The sequence below is a fragment of the Halotalea alkalilenta DSM 17697 genome (assembly GCF_000621205.1).
In the GTDB taxonomy this organism is placed as follows: Bacteria; Pseudomonadota; Gammaproteobacteria; order Pseudomonadales; family Halomonadaceae; genus Halotalea; species Halotalea alkalilenta.
Genome location: NZ_JHYY01000030.1, coordinates 13,355 through 33,838 on the forward strand (window position 1 = coordinate 13,355; position 20,484 = coordinate 33,838).

Genomic DNA, 20,484 nt, shown 5'->3' on the forward strand with positions numbered 1-20,484 from the left:
CCCATCGGCTGTCGGATCGCTGAAAGCCCACCTTCCGCCTCGCATCCAGAGGAGTCAAACCACGGCGGTAGCGGGCCCATTGGCCGCAATGGTAACGTGCGCGTCTGTTCATGCCGAGCCTTTACCGATTCGGCCCTGCCGTTGGACTCTCGCGATGTCACTGCCGTTCAAACGCACGCCGCGCGCGCGCATGGCCGAGGATACGCCACGGGTACGCCTGGAGCGCGAAGGGCGCGACCGCATTCGCCGGATCAGTCAGGCGGTGGAGAAGGTGCCCTGGAGCTCGAGCCTGCTCAACCTGCTGTGGATCGGCGGTCCGGTGACCTTCATCGGTGCGATCGGCGGCTACTACATCGGCTATGGTCATCTGCCGACCGTAGGCAACCTGCTGTTCTTCATCTTCTTCGCCGTGGTCACGAGCGTCGCCGGGATCCTCACCACCATCGTCAACAACTACCGCCACGCCGGACGCTACCGCAAGGTCGAACGCCAGATCACCCGGGTCATCGATGCGCTGCCCGAGCTGATCATGATGACCCGCGATCTCGAGGTCGAGCGGCTGGAAGGGGATGCCCGCCGGCGCGAGGCGGCAATGATGCTGCTGCGCAAGCAGGATCTCTCCGCCGACGGCATCGAGCTCGCCGTGCGCGAGCTGATCGGGGACACCGAGAGCGCCCGGACGCTGGCCGACATCGACACCTACAGACGCATCGGGCTCAAGTCGCGGATCAACGACCTGATCGCCGCCCACGCCGGCCACATCGAACCGCAGCTCAGCGAACTCGGCGAGCTGGCTCCCGAGGCCGCGGCACTGCTGCGCGAGCGTTTCTACGGGCGCACGCCGGACCTGGACAACGGGGTGCCCAGGGGCGAGAACTTCATCGAGAGGGTGCTGGCGGCGATCGAGCAGGACGACGAGCTGCTGATGACGCTCGCCGACGTCGAGGAGATGCTGACCCTCGCCTTCGAGCTGATCAATGGCCGCGAGATTCCCATGCTGGTATTCGAATACCGCGGGCGCTGGCGGCTGGCCCAGTCGCTGGATGCCCTGGAGCAGGCCAGGGCCCGCTACCGGATCGGCCAGGCGCTCGGCCTCTCGCGGCTCAAGGCGCTGACGGTCTATCTCGCCGAGGCATCCGACACCCTGGTCGAGGATGCCGCCTCGGGGCTTCGTGCCGAGGTGCTGCTCGAACGTTGCCGCGAGGCGATCGAAGATCTCGCGGCGCGTATCGCGCGACTCGCCGCGGATCCCCAGGCCGACCGCTCCGCGCTGCGCGAGCAGGCCGACGTGCTCGCCAATGCCATGCGCCTCTTTCGTCATATGCGCGACGGCTACGACGAGGTCGGCCGCCACCATGCCGCGCTGCTGCGCGCCAGCCAGCGCTGGGAGCGGATCTCCTCGCACAGCTCCGACCAGGAAACCCGCCTGCGCCTGGGCCCAGGCCGACGCGGACTGCGAATCCGCGAAAGCGTGATCGTCCTCGACGATCATGCCAAGACCCAGATCTGCGCCCAGCTCGCGCACCTGATCAGGCAATTGCACGCGCGCCCCAGCCTGCGTGCACGGCTGCCCCACGAGACCCCACAGGCGGCATTGAGCGTCGATACCGACAGTGCCAAGCGCTTGGCGATCGAGATCGCGCTGGCGCTGGAGCCCCATATCCACCTCTCTCGCCCCGAGGTGCAGCGTGCGATCAACTCGACCAATGCCGCCGATTTCACCAGCCTCGAGCCCGGCTACTCGGCCGCCACCAAGGCCGCGCTGGGTGCCGCGATGGTCAAGGAGGTCGACGACGACCTGTCGCGCAGCGCCGAATCGCTCGCGCTCGCGCTGGTGCGCCACTACCAGGTCGAACTCGAGCCGGCAGCGATCGAGTTCCTCCATCGCCAGTACGGCGCCCGCAAGGGCACCCTGGAGATGCTCTCGAAGTACGAGCAGTCGAGCCGCAGTCCGGTCAGCTTCCTCAGCCACCGGATGCCACCGATCGGCCGCACGCCGCGTCACTGGTACCGTGCGCTGGTCGTGGCGCGCCAGGCGCTCGAGCGCTGAAATGCCGGCGAGACGGGCGGCGCCGCCGGCCGTATACTGTACATACGCCCATACCATTGGATCCCGCCCTTCATGCGCCTGATCATCGCTGAGAAACCGAGTCTCGCCCGCGCCATCGCCGCCGCCTGCCCACAGCATCGCTTCGACAGCCGTGAAGGCCATCTGGCGGGCCAGGGCCTGGTCATCAGCTGGTGCTTCGGCCATCTGCTCGAGCAAGCGCCTCCCGATGCCTATGACCCGCGCTACAAGCGTTGGGCGCTCGACCACTTGCCGATCATTCCGGCTAGCTGGCAACTGATGCCCCGCCCCAAGAGCCGGGCCCAGCTCGCGGTGCTCAAGCGCTTGATCAAGAGTGCCAGCGAGGTCGTCCACGCCGGCGACCCAGACCGCGAGGGCCAGCTGCTGGTGCAGGAGACCCTCGACTACCTTGGCTGGCGCGGTCCGGTGAAGCGGCTGCTGATCAACGACATGAACGAGTCCGCGGTGCGCAAGGCGCTCGACACGATGCGCGACAACGCCGAGTTCGACGCACTGTTCGAAGCGGCCCAGAGCCGCTCTCGCGCCGACTGGCTCTATGGCATCAACCTGTCGCGCGCCTGGACGCTGATCGGCAAGCGCGCCGGCCATGACGGCGTGCTCTCGGTCGGCCGGGTGCAGACACCGGTCCTCGGCCTGATCGCCAGGCGCGATGCGGCGATCGAGGCGTTCGTGCCGGTGCCGTTTCATGTGCTGTGGGCCGATTTCCGCACCCAGGGAGGCGTCACCCGGGCCTGGTGGCAGCCGCTCGAGCGCGAACGCCTGCAGGCCGAGACGCGCATCGACGAAGAGGGCCGGCTGCTCGCCCGCGAGATCGCCGAGGGCTTCGCCGCGACCCTGCCAGGGGCGGCGGCGCGCTTGGCCCGGTTGGAACGCAAGCCCAAGCGCCAGCGCGCGCCCATGCCCTACTCGCTGTCCACGCTGCAGGTCGACGCCGCACGACGCCACAAGCTCTCGGCACAGCAGGTGCTCGATGCAGCCCAAGCGCTCTACGAACGTCACCAGCTGATCACCTATCCACGCTCCGACTGTCGCCACCTGCCGGTCAACTTCCTCGACGGCGCCGCCGCCACGCTCGATGCCGCCTGCCGTGGCGACGCCACCCTCGCCCAGTGGCTCGGCGGCGCCGACATGCGCCTGCGCGGCAAGGCGTTCGACGATGGCAAGATCACCGCCCACCATGCCCTGGCACCCACCGGACGCGCGCCGCAATGGAGCCGGCTGTCGGCTGCGGAGACCTCGGTCTATCGGCTGGTGGTGCGCAACGTCCTGGCTCAGTTCTATCCCGACCATGAGTATCTCGAGGTCAAGGCACTGTTCGAGGCGCCGCTCGATCATGCACGGCCCGCGGAGCCGTTTCTCGCCCAGGGCCGCGAGATCAAGGTCGAAGGCTGGAAACCGCTGTTCACTGTTCAGGCGGAGAGCCCGCCGCTGCCCCCCCTGCGTCAAGGCGAGGCCGCCCAGGTCACCGACCACGGCATCGACGACCGGATGACCCAGCCGCCGCCTCCGTTCAACGACGCCAGCCTGCTCAACGCGATGACCCACGTTGCCCGCTACGTGGAGGATCCCGAGGTGCGCCGCACGCTGCGCGAGACCGATGGGCTCGGCACCGAAGCGACCCGCGCGGGAATCATCGAGACGCTAATCAAGCGTGCCCTGGTGGTACGCGCCCAGGGCGCGCTGCGCGCCACCCGGGCGGGACGGGCGCTGGTCGATGCCCTGCCGGAGAGCGCGACGCGCCCGGAGCGTACCGCGCTATGGGAGCAAGAGCTGAGCCTGATCTGCGAGGGCCGGCGCCGTTCGGCGCCGTTCATGGAGATGCTGATCACCGAGCTGCGCGAGCTGCTCGGCGAGGCCGACGTAGCCCGCATGCGCGCCGCGCTGGCGCAGAGCGCCACCCTCGCGCTCCCCGAGGCCAAGCAGCGGCGTGGCGGCAAAGGCAGTGCCAAGAGCACCGGCAAGAGCAAGCGCGCCGCACCTCGCCGACGGCGCGCGAGCGCCGCCAAGCCCGGCTGAACGCCTGGTGCCCGGCCGGGCAGGCGCCGCTACTGCGCCTGACTGACCCGCCAGATGGTATTGCCAACGTCATCGGCGACCAGCAACGAACGATCCGCCCCCTGGATCACCCCGACCGGGCGCCCCTGGGCTCGATCCTGGTCATCGAGAAAGCCGCCCAGCACCTCGACCGGATCACCAGCGGGCCGCCCTTCGGCGAAGGGTACGAACACCACCCGATAGCCGCTGTGCGGCTTGCGGTTCCAGGAGCCGTGCTGGCCGATGAACATGCCTTGCTGGAAGCGCTCCGGCAGCGCGGGACTGCGGGCGAAGGCCAGCCCGAGCGAGGCAGTGTGCGGGCCGAGGGCATAGTCCGGCACCCGGGCCGTGGCGACCAGTTCAGGATTTTGGGGCGAGACCCGCTCGTCGACGTGCTGGCCATAATAGCTGTACGGCCAGCCATAGAAGGCACCGTCGACCACTTCGGTGGCGTAGTCCGGCACCAGGTCGCTGCCCAGCTCATCGCGCTCGTTGACCACCGTCCACAGGGCGCCGCTCTCGGGCTCCCAATCCATGCCATTGGGGTTGCGCAGGCCGGTGGCGAAGAGCCGCTTGTCGCCGCTTGCGACGTCGACTTCCCAGATCGCTGCGCGACCTTCCTCCTTGTCCAGTCCGTTCTCGCCAACGTTGCTGTTCGAGCCGACGGTGACATAGAGCTGCCCGCCATCCGGGCTTGCGATCACGTTCTTGGTCCAGTGGTGATTGATCTCGCTGGGCAGCTCGGTCACCACTTCGGGCGTCGAATCGATCCGCGTGTCACCCGCTCGGTACGGCACCCTCACCAGTGCATCCGCGTTGGCGACGTAGAGCCACTCCCCGACCAGCGCCATACCGAAAGGCGAGTGAAGCTCATCGAGCAGCACGTGGCGCTGCTCGGCGACGCCGTCGCCATCTCCATCACGCAGCAGCGTGATCCGATCAGCGCTCTCGGCACCGGCGCCGGCCTTCGACTTGAAAAGCCCAGCGACCCAGTTCTTGAGACTCGAGACGCCGCTGTCGGCGGGGGCGTTGCTCTCGGCCACCAGCACATCGCCGTTGGGCAGCAGATAGAGCCAACGGGGATGATCGAGCCCTTGTGCGTAGGCATTCACGGCGAGTCCCTCGGCCGCCACGGGCAGCGCGCCGTCGGGCCAACCGATCGCCTCGGCGACGTTGAGGGTCGGGAACCATTCGCGGCGCTCTTCGGGCAATACCGGGTTGGCACCGCTTCCCTCCTCGACCGTATGCCGCGCGGTATCGCCGCAGGCAGCGAGCGGTAGGACCAGCAACAGCATGATTCGGCGCATCGGACTCTCCTTGTCGACTGAACGATCCATCTTTCAGCGTAGTCGACTCATGCTTCCCGCGAGCGCCTGATGCCCCTTTAGCCCCCTGGGAGAAAACCGAAAACGCCGGTGCATGACCGGCGTTCCAGACTGCTGACAAAGTATTTGAAGATGCCACGATGGATTCCAGCCGCCTCCGAGAGCGCGCTGGCCGGCAATCGATTGCACCGGGGTTTGCGACATGGATGTCGCAAAAGGCGCGCCCGGACAGGGATGTCCATGCGCGCCGACCCGAGGGCAAGCGATTGGTCGGCCAGGGTTTCGCGATCTTGTGGCGGCGCGTCCCCCTGAAGGGGGAGCGCGAGGGGTCCGCCCCTCGCATCTAAGCGAGCAAGAGGCGCGTTAGGACCCAAACGGTTCTCGACTCGCCAGGATCGAGAGCGTCGCTGGGTCAAAAGGGGTTTGTCATTAAACTGAAACGCCGGTGCATGACCGGCGTTCGTTTCGACCAAGAGACGCCCTCGCCTCAGCCAGTGTTACGAAGCCCCGCGGCGATCCCGGCCATGGTGACCATCAGCGCGCGCTCGAGTACCGGGGAGATGCTCTGCTCGGCATCGCGCGAGCGCCTGAGCAGCTCGGCCTGGAGGCCATGGAGCGGATCGATGTAGGGGTTGCGCACCGCGATGGCCTGGCGGATCAGCGGTGAATGCTCGAGCAGCACGCGCTGGCCGCTGATCTCGAGCAGTTGGCCGATCAGCCGGGCGAGCCGCTCGCGCAGCGTCGTGCCGAGCGCACGCAGCTCGGGGGCATCGACCAGCCGCTGCTCGTAGTAGGTGGTGATCGAGGCGTCGGACTTGGCCAGCAGCATCTCGAGCAGGTCTAGATAGGTGCCGAAGAACGGCCAGTCGCGGCGCATCTCCTCGATCCGGCGGCGCCCCTCGGGATCGGCGAGCCGCGTAGCGAAGGCTTCGTCGCTGCCGAGCCAGGCCGGCAGCATCAGCCGGGTCTGGGTCCAGGCGAAGATCCATGGAATCGCCCGCAGGGTCTCGACGCCACCTTCCTGGCGCCGCTTGGCCGGGCGCGAGCCGAGCGGTAGCCGCCCCAAGGCACCCTCGGGCGTCAGCGCGCGGAAGTAGGGAACGAAATCGGCGTTCTCACGTACCACGCCGACGTAGACCCGGTGGGCGATCTCGGCCAGCTGGTCCATCTCATCGCGCCACTCCGGTCGCGGCGCCGGCGGCGGTGAGAGCGTGGCCTCGAGTACCGCACCGACGTAGATCTCCATGTTGCGAGAGGCGATATCGGGCTGGCCGAACTTGAAGCGGATCATCTCGCCCTGCTCGGTGACCCTGAGACTGCCGCTCACCGAGCCAGGTGGCTGGGAGAGGATCGCCGCGTGCACCGGCCCGCCGCCGCGGCCAACGGTACCGCCACGACCGTGGAACAACGTCAGCGCCACCCCTTGGCGCTGGCAGATACGCACCAGCGCCTCCTGGGCGCGATACTGCGCCCAGGCGGCGGCGAGCTGCCCCGCGTCCTTGGCCGAATCGGAATAGCCGATCATCACTTCCTGGCGATCGTCGATCAGCCGGCGGTAGACCGGGATATCGAGCAGCCGCTCGATCACCGGGCCCGAGCGGTCGAGATCGTCCAGGGTCTCGAACAGCGGCGAGATCGGAAGCCGGGGACCACCGGCCTCCTTCATCAGCAGGGCCACGGTGAGTACGTCCGAGGCCTGCCCGGCCATCGAGATCACGTAGCTGCCCAAGGCTTCGGCACGCGAGGCGGCGATCACCCGGAAGGTGTCGAGCACCTCGCGAACCTGGTCCGAACCATGCCAGTCGCGCGGCAGCAGCGGACGTTTGGATTCCAGCTCGCGGACCAGGAACTGCTGCCGACGCGCTTCGTCCCAGGTCGAGTAATCTTCGCCGAACAGCTCCTCGACCAGCTCCACCATCACCTGGGTGTGGCGTGCGGACTCCTGGCGGATATCGAGCTTGGTCAGGGTCACGCCGAAACAGGCGATCCGGCGCAGGGTATCGAGCAGCGCACCGTTGGCGATGCTTTGCATGCCGCACTCGAGCAGCGAGCGATAGCAGAGCTCGAGCGGAGCGAGCAGCTGATCCCGGGTATCGATCAGCGCCACCTCCTCGGTATTCGAGCGCTCGCCGTCGAGCCGTGACCGCAGCGCCTCGCGGGTAGCCTGCAACCGCTTGATCAGCTGCTTGATCAGCGCGCGATAGGGTTCGTCGACGTCGCCGACCTCGGCCTTGAGTTCGTCGCTGGCCTGCCACATCGAGAGCTCCACCCGCAGCGCCTCGAGATCGCGCAGGTAGAGATCCGCCGCCATCCAGCGGGCGAGCAGCAGCACCTCCTCGGTGACTTTCGCAGTGACGTTGGGGTTGCCGTCACGATCTCCCCCCATCCAAGAGGCGAAGCGCAGGGGCGATGCGTCCAGCGGCAGACGCTGCTCGCCGATCGCCAGCAAGCGCTGGTCGAGATCGCGATAGAACTCGGGCAGCGCCTGCCATAGCGAGTTCTCGATCACCGCGAACCCCCAGCGCGCCTCATCGACGGGCGTCGGGCGCACCCGGCGAATCTCGTCGGTGTGCCAGGCCTGGCTGATCAGTTCGGCCAAGCGCTCGAGCAGCCGCTCGCGCCGCTCCGGGTAGCCGCGGGTAGCTTCGAGCTCAGCGAGGCAGCCGTCGATCATGTCGTACTTCTGGATCAGGGTGCGCCGCACCACTTCGGTCGGATGGGCGGTGAGCACCAGCTCGACGCGCATGTCGGTGAGCGTCTCGCGCAGAGTGCCAGCATCGACCCCATCGTCGATGACCCGTTCGAACAGCCGTCCCAGGTCCTCTGGCTGCAGGTTGGGCCGATAGTCCTCGACCCGCCGCACGCTGGCACGGTGGTGCTGTTCGGCGATGTTGGCGAAGTTGAGGAACTGATTGAAGGCGCGGGTGACCGGCAGCAGGTCCTCGTCGGGCAGCGAGCCCAAATAGTCGATCAGCGCCTTGGAACTCTCGCCGCTGTCGCCGCTGTCGCTGCGGCCCTGCTTGGCCAGCGCGCGGATGCGTTCGATGCGCTCGAGGAACGGCTCGCCGAGATCCGAGGTGATGGTCCGCCCCAGGATATCGCCAAGAATGCGTACGTTCTCTCGCAACGATTCGTTAAGGTCATTACCTTCTGTGGCGACGGGCAGGGTGTGACGCATCGACGGTCTCCATGGGTATCCTTAAGATTCCAGAGGAGCGTTGGGGGGCGAGACGACCGCCCGCCAGTTGCGCTCCATCGACGTAAGCTACCCGGGCGATACCGGAACGGCAAACATCGACAGCGCATGATTACGTAAACAAAGACAAAAAGGGGGATTACATGCCCAGATTTCGGGGCTAAAAGGATAATACTTTAGTAATATAACCACTAAAACTGTGTGTCTGCTGGCAGATCCACTGCCCGCCGTTCACTCCTCGCTCTTCACCGCCCGCCAATGGCGCTCCAGCGTATCGAGATCGTCACCCGGCTCACAGCGCGCCTCGACGCCGCGAAAACGCCGTTCGAACTTGGCCCCGGCTCGCCTCAGCGCGCGCTCGGGATCGACGCCGAGCTTGCCTGCGAGCGTGGCGGTGGCGAAGAGCAGATCGCCGAGCTCGTCTTCTATCGCATCGTGGTTCGAGGCGGCGATCGCCTCGCGCACCTCCGCAAGCTCCTCGTCGACTTTGCCGAGCGCCCCGGTATGGTCCGGCCAGTCGAACCCCAGCCTGGAGGCGCGGCGCGAGAGCTTGGCCGCCCGACTCAGCGCAGGCAGCGCCAGCGGGATGTCGTCGAGCACGGAAGCGCTGGAGCGCTCGGCACGGGCATCGCGCTCCGAGGCCTTGCGCCGCTCCCACAGCTCTCCTATCTGGGCCTGGCTCAGCGAGCGGGCGGGAAGATTGTCGCGACGAGAGTCCAGTCGCCCCTCGGGAAAGACGTGGGGATGACGGGCGATCATCTTGCGCACCAGGCCGTCGACCACATCGAGAAAATCGAAACGCCCCTCCTCGCGGGCGAACTGGGCATAGTAGACCACCTGGAACAGCAGGTCGCCGAGCTCGAGCTTCAGCTCGCCGAAGGCGCCGCGCTCGATCGCGTCGACCACCTCGTAGGCCTCCTCGAGGGTGTGCGGCGCGATGGTTTCCCAGCGCTGTTCGACGTCCCAGGGACAGCCTTCCCGCTCGTCGCGCAGCACCGCCATCAGCTCGAGCAGATCGTCGAGCCCATGGCGGTCGCTCCCCCCGCCCTCAACCCGCGACATTTTCCTGCTTTCCTCCCTGGCGCAGCCGACGCACGTCCATCACGTTGGCGAGCTGCTGGATACGATTGAATATCCGCCCGAGCAGCTCGAGCCCGGAGACCTCGAGGGTGATCTTGAGCCGCGCGAGATTATCCTCCCGATCGGTCTGGGTGTTCACCGCCAGCACGTTGGCCTTCTCGGTCGAGAGTACGCCGATCACGTCGCGCAGCAGCCCGGTGCGATCCCAGGCCAGCACTTCGATATCGACCGCATAGACGCTCGCCTGGCTCGAGCCCCACTCGACATGGACGATCCGGCTCGGCTCGTCGAGACGCAGCTGCAGGATGTTGGGGCAGTCCTCGCGGTGCACGGTGACGCCGCGGCCGTGGGTGATGAAGCCGACGATCTGGTCACCGGGCACCGGATGGCAGCAGTTGGCCATCTGGGTCTTGAGGTTGCCGACCCCGAGCACGGTGATCGCGTCCTGCGGCTCCTTGGCGCCGCGCCGGGAGCGGGTCAGCAGGCGGTCGAGCTGCTCCTGGTCGTCGGTATCGCCGAACAGCTGCTGGGCCTGCGAGAGCACCTGGCCGACGCGCAGGTCGCCGGCACCGATCGCCGCGTACATGTCGTCGGGGGTCGGGTAGTTGACCGCCTGGGCGAGGCGTTCGCGATCCAGGCCGTCGAGGTCGAGGCGGCGGAACTCGCGCTCGAGCAGCGCCTTGCCCTCCTCGAGGTTCTGGCCGCGCGCCTGCTGCTTGAACCAGGCCTGGATCTTGGCCCGAGCGCGCGAGGTCTTGGCGTAACCCAGGCCAGGATTGAGCCAGTCCCGGCTCGGCCCACCCTGGGTGGCGGTGAGGATCTCGACCTGCTGGCCGGTCTTGAGCCGATAGGTGAGCGGCACGATCCGTCCGTCGACCTTGGCGCCGCGGCAGCGATGGCCGATCTCGGTATGCACCCGGTAGGCGAAGTCGATCGGCGTCGACACCTTCGGCATGTCGATGACGTGGCCATCGGGGGTGAAGACGTAGATCCTGTCGGGGGCGATGTCGACCTGGAGACCCTCGCTCAGGTCATTGATCTCACCGACCTCCTCCTGCCATTCGAGCACCTGGCGCAGCCAGGCGATCTTCTGCTCGTAGCCGGAGCTGCGCGAATCGACGTCGGTACCCTTGTAGCGCCAGTGGGCGCAAACGCCGAGTTCCGCATCCTCGTGCATGGCGAAGGTCCGGATCTGGATCTCGAGCACCTTGTGATCGGGACCGAGCACCGCGGTATGCAGCGACTGGTAGCCGTTGCGCTTGGGATTGGCGATGTAGTCGTCGAACTCGTTGGGGACGTGGTGCCAACGCGAATGGATCAGCCCCAGCACGGTGTAGCAGTCGGCCACCTCGGGCACCAGCACACGTACCGCGCGGACGTCGTAGACCTGGGAGAAGTCGATCCGCTTGCGTTTCATCTTCCGCCAGATCGAATAGATGTGCTTCGCCCGGCCGTCGACCTGGTAGCGCGCGATGCCCTGGGCCTCGAGCAGGCCGGTGATGGTCGACTTGACCTCGCCGATGTAGTGGTCCCGGTCGAGCCGCTTCTCGGCCAGCTGCTTGGCGATCGCCTTGTACTCGGCTTCGTGCAGGTAGCGAAACGACAGGTCTTCGAGCTCCCACTTGATCTGGCCGATGCCGAGTCGATGGGCGAGCGGTGCGTAGATATCGAACACTTCGCGCGCGACCCGCTGGCACTTCTCGCGCGAGTCGTTACGCACCTGGCGCAGCATGGTGGTGCGCTCGGCGATCTTGATCAGGGCGACGCGCACGTCGTCGATCATGGTCACCAGCATCTTGCGCAGGTTCTCTTGCTGGTTGTGCTGCGAGAGTCCGCTCTGCGGCGCCTGGAGCTGGCTGATCGCGGCCATCTTGAGCACTCCGTCGATCAACCCCGCGACCTCGGTGCCGAACAGCCGCTCGACCTCCTCGAGGCTGGTCAGCTCCTTGCGCACGCAGCGATAGAGCACCGCCGCGACCAGCGTCGGCTGGTCGAGATGCAGCTCGGAGAGAATGTCGGCGATCTCGAGCCCAGCGCGGAAGTTGGAGCCCACCTCGCGCCAGGCAGGGTAGCGTTTGGCGGCATCGATAGTGATCCGCTCGGCGAATTCGCACGCGCGGCGCAGCTCAGAAGGATCGCTCAGCCGGACTTCCTGGTTGAGATGCTCGACCCACGCCGGAATGTCGACTCGCCCGTCCGCCAGCAGCGGCTGATCCTCACGTACCTTGACCATGACCGGTACCTCCAGCCTCCTGATGAGCTTCGATTATTGTCTGGATGGCCGCAGCCGCAGCGGGTCACCGACGCTCGAAAAGCGAAAGCGACTCGAGATGCGGCGTCTGGGGAAACATATCGACCAGGGCGATGCGCACGAGCCGGTAACCGCCCGCGACCAAAAGCGCTGCATCGCGCGCCAACGTCGCCGGGTCACAGGATACATAGAGTACTCGCTCAGGCCCGGCGCTCGCGAGCGCCTTGCAAACATTCTGCGCGCCATCGCGAGGCGGATCGAGCAGCACCGCGTCGATATCTTCTACGCCAGGAGCCTGGCTCAAGTCCATCGCCCGCGCGGTGATCTCGAGCTCGAGCGTCCGAGCATTGGCGCTGACCCGCTCGGCCATCGCCGCACTGCCTTCGATAGCGGCGACCCGCACACCGGTCGCGGCGAACGGCAGGCCGAAGTTGCCAACCCCGGCGAACAGATCGAGCAGCCGTGCACCAACAGGCAATCCCAGCCAGTCGAGCGCAGCACCCACCAGTTGCTGGTTGACCGCGCCATTGACCTGGAGGAAGTCACCCGGCTGGAAACCCAGCGCAAGGCTACGCCCCCCAACGTCGAGCCGATAGTGCAGCGTAGGCAGCGCCGAGGGCTCGCCGCGATCGAAGACCAGCGCCAGATCGTGCGCCTCGGCGAAGGTACGCCAGCGGCTTTCATCCGCTGCGACCGGCTTGAGCTGGCGCAGCTTGAGCGCGACGGCGTCGTCGCCGGCGATCAGTTCGATATGGCCGAGCTGGCGCGGCGCCTCGAGCCGTTCGAGGCATTCACGCAGCGGTGCGAGCAGAACCTCGAGCCCGGGCAGCAGTACCGGGCACTGCTCGATATCGAACAAGCGCTCGCTCTGGCGCCGCCTGAATCCGAAGCGCAGCCGACCCTCGCCGTCGAGCTTGACCCCGAGCCGGGCCCGGCGCCGGTAGCCGTAGGCCTCACCGGCGAGCAGCTCGACCGCGGGCACGTCCAAGCGTACCCGGTGGAGGTGCTCGACCAGCACCCCGGCCTTGTGCTCGCGCTGTGCGCCGATGTCCAGATGCTGCAGTGAACAGCCACCACAGACGTCGAAATGGACGCACTCAGGGACTACCCTGACAGGGCTGGGCCGCGACACCTGCACCGGGTGGGCCTCGTCGAAGCGCCGCCGCTGGCGATGCCGCCGCACTTCGACCCGCTCCCCCGGCAGGGCGCGGTCGATGAATACCGTCTTGCCCTCGGCGTCGCGGGCTACCCCACGCCCATCGTGGGATAGCCGCAGGACCTCGAGCGCATCCAGAGTCTCGCTGGCCTCCCGCCCCGCGACCTCGGCGACTTGATGCTTGGCACCACGGCGACCCTCTCCGGGGCTGCGCGCCGGCCTGCGCTTGCCGAGCGCCACGCTCAGCGCCCCTTGCCATCGCGGGCGAACAGCCCGGTGGAGAGATAGCGATCACCGCGATCGCAGACCACGAATACGATCACCGCGCCCTCGGTCTCTTCGGCGACCCGGAGCGCACCCGCCAGCGCCCCACCGGAAGAAACGCCGGCGAAGATGCCCTCCTCGCGGGCGAGCCGGCGCATCTGCTCCTCGGCCTCCTGCTGGCTTATGTCGAGTATCCGATCGACCCGTGCCGGATCGAAGATCGATGGGCGATAAGCCTCCGGCCAGCGACGGATACCAGGAATACTGGCGCCATCGCTCGGCTGCAGGCCGACCACCTGGATCTCCTCGCGCTGCTCCTTCAGATAGCGCGAAACCCCCATGATCGTCCCGGTGGTGCCCATCGAGCTGACGAAGTGGGTGATCCGCCCCTCGGTCTGGCGCCAGATCTCGGGGCCGGTGCCGCGATAGTGGGCCAGCGGGTTGTCCGGGTTGCCGAACTGGTCGAGCGACTTGCCCTGCCCTTCGGCGACCATGCGCGCGGCGAGATCGCGCGCGCCTTCCATGCCCGCCTCGCGATCCACCTCGATCAGCTCAGCGCCATAGGCGGCCATCGCTTGCTTGCGCTCCTCGCTGGCGTTGGCCGGCATGATCAGCACCATGCGATAGCCCTTGATCGTCGCCGCCATCGCCAGCGCGATGCCGGTATTGCCGGAGGTCGCCTCGATCAAGGTGTCGCCCGGAGCGATCTCGCCACGCGCCTCGGCGCCTTCGATCAGCGAAAGCGCCGCACGGTCTTTCACCGAACCGGCCGGATTGTGGCCTTCGAGCTTGGCGAGGAGCAGATTGTCGCGCCCCGCGCCGATCCGCTTAAGGCGTACCAGCGGCGTATTGCCGATCACTTCTTCGAGTGCAGGAAAGTGCATGGTGGTGTCCTTCTCAACCGGGCCACGGCAGCGGCCGTCAGTGACCGCAGCCGCAGCCAGGCCCGTGATCGTGATCGTGATCGTGATGATGTTCGTGTTCGTCCAGCGCCAGTGCGAGTCCAGCCTCCTGGGCCGCGACCAGGGTCTGGGCCAGCCCTTCGAGGGCGGGACGCAGGCCGCGATCGAGCGCGCGCGGGAGCAGCCCCGCGCCGATCTCGACCGCCGAGACACCGCCGATGGTGGCGGCCTCCTCAGCGCAGCGCGGGGTGGTGACCTTGCACAGGTGCACGAACAGCTCCGCCTCGCAGGCGGCCTCGACCAGCGCCTCGAGCCGGCCTCGAGCTCGCTCGCGCGCCACGTTGCGGGCGCTCGACCAGGGCAGCGCGTCGATGCGCACCCCCTTGATACCCGCCCGGGCGATGCTCTCGAGCCGGACGGGGTCGGTATCCGCCGGCAGCCAAGCGAGCAGCTCGCAGGACTCCGCCTCTACCCAGCTGGCCAGCTCGGCCAGCACCGCCGGGTCGGGTGCCTCACGCAGGCAGAGCTGGGCGGGACGCAGCTTGGCGGCGAAAGCCAAAGCCGCCTTGTCGGTCGCGGTAGCGAGCAACAGCCTCGAACGCACCAGCGGCGCAAGCGTCGCGAGCGCGGTGCGGGTGGCGGGGTCCGAATCCAGGCTCGCACAGACGAAGTCGGCACCGCCGTCGAGCGCGTTCAGCGCGCTGTGCAGGCAGCCGGCGTGGTGTTCGGGCTCATCGCCCCGCCCCAGGTGAATCAGGGGGTCGAGGTCGAAACCGAGCTGGATCCGCAAAGGATGCATGGCAGGTACCTGGATAATGGTGAGGGTCGGCGCAACGCCGACGCTATTGGTCGAACAAGCTGCCTCGATCAATCCGCCGGCATCGCCCGACGCCGCTCCACCAGTGACTGGAGCAGTGCGCGCGAGCGCAGCGGTCGTGCGCCGAGCAGCGGGGCCAGCGCCTCACGAAGCAGCCACTTGGCCGCACCGGCGAGACCCGGCGCCTCCCAGTCTCCGTGGGCGAGCAGCCGCAGCGTGCGGCCGTCAACGCCCTGATGTCCATCGGCAATCGGGCGGAAACGGCGGGCGGACGCATCATACCCATAGCGCAGCTGTGGCTCGAGCGGACGATCGCCATCGATGCTCAAAAAGAGCGGCTCGGCGTCGAGGGCTTCGAGCAGTGTGATCTCCAGCCGGCGCAGCCCGGGCGCGCGCAGCCCGGGGGTCGGCAGGACCTCGAGCAGCGCACCGTAGTGGGCGAACAGCGCCTCGACCGCGAACTCACGCGGCAGGCAGCGATAGAGCAGTTCATTGGCGTAAAGCGCACAGAGCAGCCCCTCCCCCGCGAGCATCACCCCCGCGCGGGTGGACTCGATCAGGGTCAGCGTCTTGAGCTCCCGTTCGCCGCGCCACGCCACGTGCAGCGGAGTGAACGGCTGCAGCGCGCCGCGCGAGCGGCTCCCGGGGCGCGCCACGCCGCGAGCGACGCCGCGTACCAGCCCGTGCTCGAAGGTCAGCAGGTCGACCAGCGCGCTGGTCTCCCGGTAGGGGCGACGGTGCAAAAGGAAGGCAGGCTGCAGCGCCATCGTCTCGGCTCTCCACGACGCCTTCGAATCACTCTTCGAAATCGTAGCCCAGGCTCTTCAACGCGCGAGCGTCGTCGGACCAGCCACGTTTCACCTTGACCCACAGCTTGAGCATCACCTTGGCGCCAAAGGTGCGCTCCATATCGATGCGCGCCTCGCTGCCGATCTGCTTGATCCGCTCGCCGCCCTCGCCGATCAGGATCTTCTTCTGGCCCTCGCGCTCGACCAGCATCAGTGCGCTGATGTGCACCACCCGGCCTTCATCGCGAAACTCCTCGATCTCGACGGTCATCTGGTAGGGCAGCTCATCGCCAAGCTGGCGCATCACCTTCTCGCGGACCAGCTCTGCGGCGATGAAGCGTTCGCTCTTGTCGGTGACCTGGTCACTCGGAAAATAGTGCGGGCCGACCGACAGATGACGGCCGACTTCTGCTTCCAGCGCGTCGACGCCGGTGCCGTTCTTGGCCGAGATCGGCAGGATCGCGGTGAACGCGCGCTTGCCGGCCACCTGCTCGAGCCAGGGCAGCAGCGTCGACTTGTCCTTGAGCCAGTCGACCTTGTTCACCGCGAGGATCACTGGAACCTCGAGATGGGCGAGTCGGTCGAGGACGATCTGGTCCTCCTCGGTCCAGCGGGTCCTGTCGATGATGAACACCACGCAGTCGACCCCGCGCAGCGCCTGGGTCGCGGTCTGGTTCATGAACTGGTTGATCGCACGGTTGCGATCCTTGCCCATGATGTGCATGCCGGGCGTGTCGACGAACACCGTCTGGGTATCCCCCTCGGTCTTGACCCCCATCACTTGGTGACGGGTGGTCTGGGGACGGCGCGAGGTGATCGAGATCTTCTGGCCGAGGATGCGGTTCATCAGCGTCGACTTGCCGACGTTGGGCCGGCCGACGATGGCGACGAAGCCGCAGCGCTGCTCGCCGGCTGCGTCGGTCTGGCTGGTGGTGTCGTCCATCACGACCTCCGTTTCTGCGGCTCGAGCAGCGCGATCGCGCGCTCGGCGGCCTCTTGCTCGGCATGACGCCGGCTCGGGCCGATCCCGCGGGTGGGTGCATCCAGGCTTGCGACGTGGCAGTTCACCGTGAAGGTCTGCTCGTGCGCCTCGCCCTCGATCGCCATCACTTCGTAGCGCGGCAGCGGGATCTGACGCGACTGGAGGAACTCCTGCAGCCGGGTCTTCGGATCCTTGAGCGTATCGTCGAGGCTGGTGGCCTCGAGACGCTCGGCGTACCAGGCCAGCACGCAGCGCTTGACCGCGTCCATGCCGGCGTCGATGTAGATCGCACCGATCACCGCCTCCATCGCGTCGGCGAGGATCGATTCGCGGCGATGTCCACCGCTTTTCATCTCTCCCGAACCGAGGCGCAAGTGCTCGCCGAGCGATACTTCCCGCGCCAGTTCGGCGAGCGTCTGGCCCTTGACCAGGCGAGCGCGCAGCCGTGAAAGCTGCCCTTCGCGGGCCAGGGGGAAGCGCTGATAGAGCGCCTCGCCGATGATGAAGTTGACGATCGAGTCACCAAGGAACTCGATCCGTTCATTGTTGCGGCCGCCGAAGCTGCGATGGGTCAGTGCCAGTTCCAGATGACCGATGTCGTCGAAATGGTGGCCGATGCGCTTGGCGAACGCCTGCAGGGAGCTACTCACGGGTCGATTCGAATCTCTTGATGATAGTTGGGACGCACGATCGATGCGCTCAATGGATCATTCTCGCTGCCGAGAAGCTGGGCAGTCCACTGTCCCAGTGCATCCACACCGCGAAGGCCCGGCCGACGACGTTGCGCTCGGGCACGAAGCCCCAGTAGCGGCTGTCGCTCGAATGGTCGCGATTGTCACCCATCACGAAGTACTCGCCTTCGGGCACCCGACCCTCGAAGCCACGACCGGGGTCGCGCGGACTGTTATAGATGCTGTGGGTGACGTCGCCCAGGGTCTCCGACCACAGCTCTTCGCCAGGATTGGCGGGAACCTGATTGGAGACGAAGTCCTTCTCGACCAGCTCGCCATTGATGTAGAGGCGCTTGTCGACATAGCGGATATGGTCGCCCGGAAGTCCAACGACACGCTTGATGAAGTTGACGCTGGGATCGGGCGGATAGCGGAACACCATCACATCGCCGCGCTGCGGCTCGCCGGTGGGAACTATCTTGGTGTTGACCACCGGCAAGCGCATCCCATAGCTGAACTTGCTCACCACGATGAAGTCACCGATGTCCAGGGTCGGCTCCATCGAGCCGGAGGGAATCTGGAACGGCTCGATCACGAACGAGCGCACCACCAACACCACCAGCAGCACAGGAAAGAACGAGCGCGAATACTCGACGTACCAGGGCTGATGCGAGGCATCGTCGACCACGCCGCTCGCGCGGCGGCGGCGGCGCAGCCAGAGCACATCGCAAAGCCAGACCGCGCCGGTCACCAGCACGGCGATCACCAAAAGCAACGAAAAATCCATCTCGACAACGTTTCCCGTCAGCGTGAGCGGCCCCGAGAGGCTCAGTCACTGGTCTTGAGAACGGCCAGGAAGGCATCCTGGGGGATTTCCACACGCCCCACCTGTTTCATGCGCTTCTTGCCCTCTTTCTGCTTCTCGAGCAGCTTCTTCTTACGCGATACGTCGCCACCGTAGCATTTTGCGGTGACGTTCTTGCGCAGCGCCTTGACCGTGGAGCGCGCGATCACGTGCCCACCGATCGCCGCCTGGATCGCGACGTCGAACATCTGCCGCGGGATCAGCTCCTTCATCTTTTCGACCAGCACCCGACCGCGGGTCTGGGCGTGGTCGCGGTGGATGATCACCGCCAGGGCGTCGACCCGGTCACCATTGATCAGGACGTCGAGGCGCACCAGCTTGGCCGCCTCGAAGCGCTCGAAGCTGTAGTCGAGCGAGGCATAGCCCTTGGAGATCGACTTCAGGCGATCGAAGAAGTCCATCACCACTTCGCTCATCGGCAGTTCGTAGGTGAGCTGCATCTGGTTGCCGAGCACCTGCAGGTCGAGCTGCACACCGCGGCGATTGACGCACTCGGTGATCACGTTGCCGACGTACTCCTGCGGCACCAGGATGCTCGCCCTCGCGATCGGCTCGCGCATCTCGCTGACGCTCGCCATGTCCGGAAGCTTCGATGGGTTGGAGATGTAGAGGGTCTCGCCGGAGTCCATCGCCAGTTCATAGACCACCGTCGGCGCAGTGGTCAGCAGGTCGAGGTTGTACTCGCGCTCGAGCCGCTCCTGGACGATCTCCATGTGCAGGGTGCCGAGGAAGCCGACACGAAAACCGAAACCGAGCGCGTCCGAGTTCTCCGGCACATAGTCGAGCGAGGCATCGTTGAGCGCCAGCTTCTCGAGCGCGTCGCGGAAGTCCTCGTAGTCGTCGGCGCTGATCGGGAACATCCCGGCGTAGACCTGCGGCTTGACCTTCTGGAAGCCTGGCAGGCGAGGCACCTGAGGCGTCTTGGCGTGGGTGATGGTGTCGCCCACCGGCGCGCCGTGGATGTCCTTGATCCCTGCGACCAGAAATCCCACCTCACCGGCGCGCAGCACGCCGGTCTCGGTGCGCTTGGGCGTGAAGATCCCCACCGCGGACGCCTCCCAGTTGCGTCCGGTGGACTTCATCAGCACCTTGTCGCCTTTTTCCAGCGTGCCGTCGAACAGCCGGATCAGCGAGACCACGCCGAGATAGTTATCGAACCAGGAGTCGATGATCAGCGCCTGCAGCGGCGCATCCACATCGCCCTTCGGCGGCGGGATGTCACGCACCAGACGCTCGAGCAGCCCCTCCATGCCCAGCCCGCTCTTGGCCGAGACGCGGCAGGCGTCGGTGGCATCCAGCCCGATGATCTCCTCGATCTGGTGCGAGACGGCGTCTGGGTCCGCCTGCGGCAGATCCATCTTGTTCAGCACCGGCAGCACCTCGAGCCCCTGCTCGATCGCGGTATAGCAATTGGCGACGGACTGCGCCTCGACCCCTTGCGCGGCGTCGACCACCAGCAGCGCGCCCTCGCAGGCATAGAGCGAGCGCGACACTTCGTAGGAGAAGTCAACGTGCCCCGGGGTGTCGATGAAATTGAGCTGATAGACCCGACCATCCTCGGCCTTGTAGTCGAGGGTCACCGACTGCGCCTTGATGGTGATCCCGCGCTCACGCTCGATGTCCATCGAGTCGAGCACCTGCTCCTTGAGCTCGCGGTCGCTCAGCCCCCCGCAGAGCTGAATGATCCGGTCCGCCAGGGTGGACTTGCCGTGGTCGATGTGGGCGATGATCGAAAAGTTCCGAATATGGCTCAATGTCGGACGGGTTGGGTCGTTTGCCATGAAGTGCTTCCGGGGTAGCTAGGTGCGCGCCGATAGAGCCCTTGACCGGGTGCTATGTGCTTGATGGCGCGCGGGGATGGGGCATTGTACCGATGCACGGACGGCAGTAACAGACAGCGGGCCTTTTCCCCGACTTCATGCTCTTCGGACGGACCAGAAGACAACCTCATGGCGAGCAGCTCCGGACGCTCAGCTCCGATGACGATGTAGGACATAGAGGCGTCATCGTCACTTTTCCCTGAAGCTCCTGCACCAAGGCTGCCTTCGATGCGGTCGATCATCT

14 protein-coding genes are annotated in these 20,484 nt (G+C 66.6%); 2 read left to right on the forward strand and 12 right to left on the reverse strand.

Annotated features, from left to right (window positions below; translation table 11 throughout):
* Window positions 1–154 precede the first annotated feature (154 nt).
* Window positions 155–2,050 (forward strand): hypothetical protein, encoded by a 1,896-nt coding sequence (locus Q376_RS0106405; protein ID WP_027349623.1) that lies wholly within the window; start codon window positions 155–157, stop codon window positions 2,048–2,050.
* A gap of 72 nt (window positions 2,051–2,122) precedes the next feature.
* Window positions 2,123–4,105 carry a DNA topoisomerase III gene (locus tag Q376_RS0106410; protein WP_027349624.1) on the forward strand — a complete coding sequence of 661 codons (1,983 nt, stop codon included), beginning with the start codon at window positions 2,123–2,125 and terminating at the stop codon, window positions 4,103–4,105.
* 29 nt (window positions 4,106–4,134) lie between these two features.
* On the opposite strand, the gene Q376_RS0106415 is transcribed toward Q376_RS0106410, so the two are convergent.
* The 12 genes from Q376_RS0106415 to lepA form a co-directional block, all read right to left on the reverse strand.
* Window positions 4,135–5,430, reverse strand: a complete 1,296-nt coding sequence (locus tag Q376_RS0106415) for a PQQ-dependent sugar dehydrogenase (protein WP_027349625.1) — start codon at window positions 5,428–5,430, stop codon at window positions 4,135–4,137.
* 505 nt (window positions 5,431–5,935) lie between these two features.
* A complete protein-coding gene (ppc, locus tag Q376_RS0106425; protein ID WP_043446516.1) occupies window positions 5,936–8,626 on the reverse strand; it encodes a phosphoenolpyruvate carboxylase in 2,691 nt (896 codons plus the stop codon).
* Between the two features lie 249 nt (window positions 8,627–8,875).
* Window positions 8,876–9,706, reverse strand: coding sequence for a nucleoside triphosphate pyrophosphohydrolase (mazG, locus tag Q376_RS0106430; RefSeq protein WP_027349627.1), 831 nt, complete (start codon window positions 9,704–9,706; stop codon window positions 8,876–8,878).
* Window positions 9,693–11,957, reverse strand: coding sequence for a GTP diphosphokinase (gene relA / locus Q376_RS0106435; protein ID WP_027349628.1), 2,265 nt, complete (start codon window positions 11,955–11,957; stop codon window positions 9,693–9,695). The genes mazG and relA overlap by 14 nt, the downstream gene beginning before the upstream one ends.
* Before the next feature lie 64 nt (window positions 11,958–12,021).
* The gene (locus Q376_RS0106440; RefSeq protein WP_027349629.1) at window positions 12,022–13,371 is read right to left on the reverse strand and encodes a 23S rRNA (uracil(1939)-C(5))-methyltransferase; all 1,350 of its coding nucleotides are present in this window, start codon (window positions 13,369–13,371) and stop codon (window positions 12,022–12,024) included.
* A 2-nt stretch (window positions 13,372–13,373) separates the two neighbouring features.
* The gene (gene cysM, locus Q376_RS0106445) at window positions 13,374–14,279 is read right to left on the reverse strand and encodes a cysteine synthase CysM (RefSeq protein WP_027349630.1); all 906 of its coding nucleotides are present in this window, start codon (window positions 14,277–14,279) and stop codon (window positions 13,374–13,376) included.
* A 37-nt stretch (window positions 14,280–14,316) separates the two neighbouring features.
* Window positions 14,317–15,096, reverse strand: coding sequence for a pyridoxine 5'-phosphate synthase (locus Q376_RS24710; protein ID WP_155834177.1), 780 nt, complete (start codon window positions 15,094–15,096; stop codon window positions 14,317–14,319).
* Between the two features lie 68 nt (window positions 15,097–15,164).
* Window positions 15,165–15,881, reverse strand: coding sequence for a DNA repair protein RecO (recO, locus tag Q376_RS0106455; RefSeq protein ID WP_027349632.1), 717 nt, complete (start codon window positions 15,879–15,881; stop codon window positions 15,165–15,167).
* Window positions 15,882–15,909: 28 nt separating this feature from the next.
* Window positions 15,910–16,845 carry a GTPase Era gene (gene era / locus Q376_RS0106460; protein ID WP_052365006.1) on the reverse strand — a complete coding sequence of 312 codons (936 nt, stop codon included), beginning with the start codon at window positions 16,843–16,845 and terminating at the stop codon, window positions 15,910–15,912.
* Window positions 16,845–17,534, reverse strand: coding sequence for a ribonuclease III (rnc, locus tag Q376_RS0106465; RefSeq protein WP_027349634.1), 690 nt, complete (start codon window positions 17,532–17,534; stop codon window positions 16,845–16,847). Before rnc ends, era begins: the two co-directional genes overlap by 1 nt.
* 49 nt (window positions 17,535–17,583) lie before the next feature.
* Window positions 17,584–18,342: a signal peptidase I gene (gene lepB, locus Q376_RS0106470; protein ID WP_027349635.1), complete on the reverse strand. Its 759-nt coding sequence runs from the start codon at window positions 18,340–18,342 to the stop codon at window positions 17,584–17,586.
* 41 nt (window positions 18,343–18,383) lie between these two features.
* On the reverse strand, window positions 18,384–20,201 hold the full coding sequence (gene lepA / locus Q376_RS0106475; RefSeq protein WP_027349636.1) for a translation elongation factor 4: 1,818 nt from the start codon (window positions 20,199–20,201) through the stop codon (window positions 18,384–18,386).
* Window positions 20,202–20,484 lie beyond the last annotated feature (283 nt).

Bases quoted from the DNA above. Each gene is read 5' to 3' on its own strand.
- Q376_RS0106405 (WP_027349623.1), top strand. From the start codon at position 155: ATGTCACTGCCGTTCAAACGCACGCCGCGCGCGCGCATGGCCGAGGAT.
- Q376_RS0106410 (WP_027349624.1), top strand. From the start codon at position 2,123: ATGCGCCTGATCATCGCTGAGAAACCGAGTCTCGCCCGCGCCATCGCC.
- Q376_RS0106415 (WP_027349625.1), bottom strand. From the start codon at position 5,430: ATGCGCCGAATCATGCTGTTGCTGGTCCTACCGCTCGCTGCCTGCGGC.
- ppc (WP_043446516.1), bottom strand. From the start codon at position 8,626: ATGCGTCACACCCTGCCCGTCGCCACAGAAGGTAATGACCTTAACGAA.
- mazG (WP_027349627.1), bottom strand. From the start codon at position 9,706: ATGTCGCGGGTTGAGGGCGGGGGGAGCGACCGCCATGGGCTCGACGAT.
- relA (WP_027349628.1), bottom strand. From the start codon at position 11,957: ATGGTCAAGGTACGTGAGGATCAGCCGCTGCTGGCGGACGGGCGAGTC.
- cysM (WP_027349630.1), bottom strand. From the start codon at position 14,279: ATGCACTTTCCTGCACTCGAAGAAGTGATCGGCAATACGCCGCTGGTA.
- Q376_RS24710 (WP_155834177.1), bottom strand. From the start codon at position 15,096: ATGCATCCTTTGCGGATCCAGCTCGGTTTCGACCTCGACCCCCTGATT.
- recO (WP_027349632.1), bottom strand. From the start codon at position 15,881: ATGGCGCTGCAGCCTGCCTTCCTTTTGCACCGTCGCCCCTACCGGGAG.
- era (WP_052365006.1), bottom strand. From the start codon at position 16,845: ATGGACGACACCACCAGCCAGACCGACGCAGCCGGCGAGCAGCGCTGC.
- lepB (WP_027349635.1), bottom strand. From the start codon at position 18,342: ATGGATTTTTCGTTGCTTTTGGTGATCGCCGTGCTGGTGACCGGCGCG.
- lepA (WP_027349636.1), bottom strand. From the start codon at position 20,201: ATGGCAAACGACCCAACCCGTCCGACATTGAGCCATATTCGGAACTTT.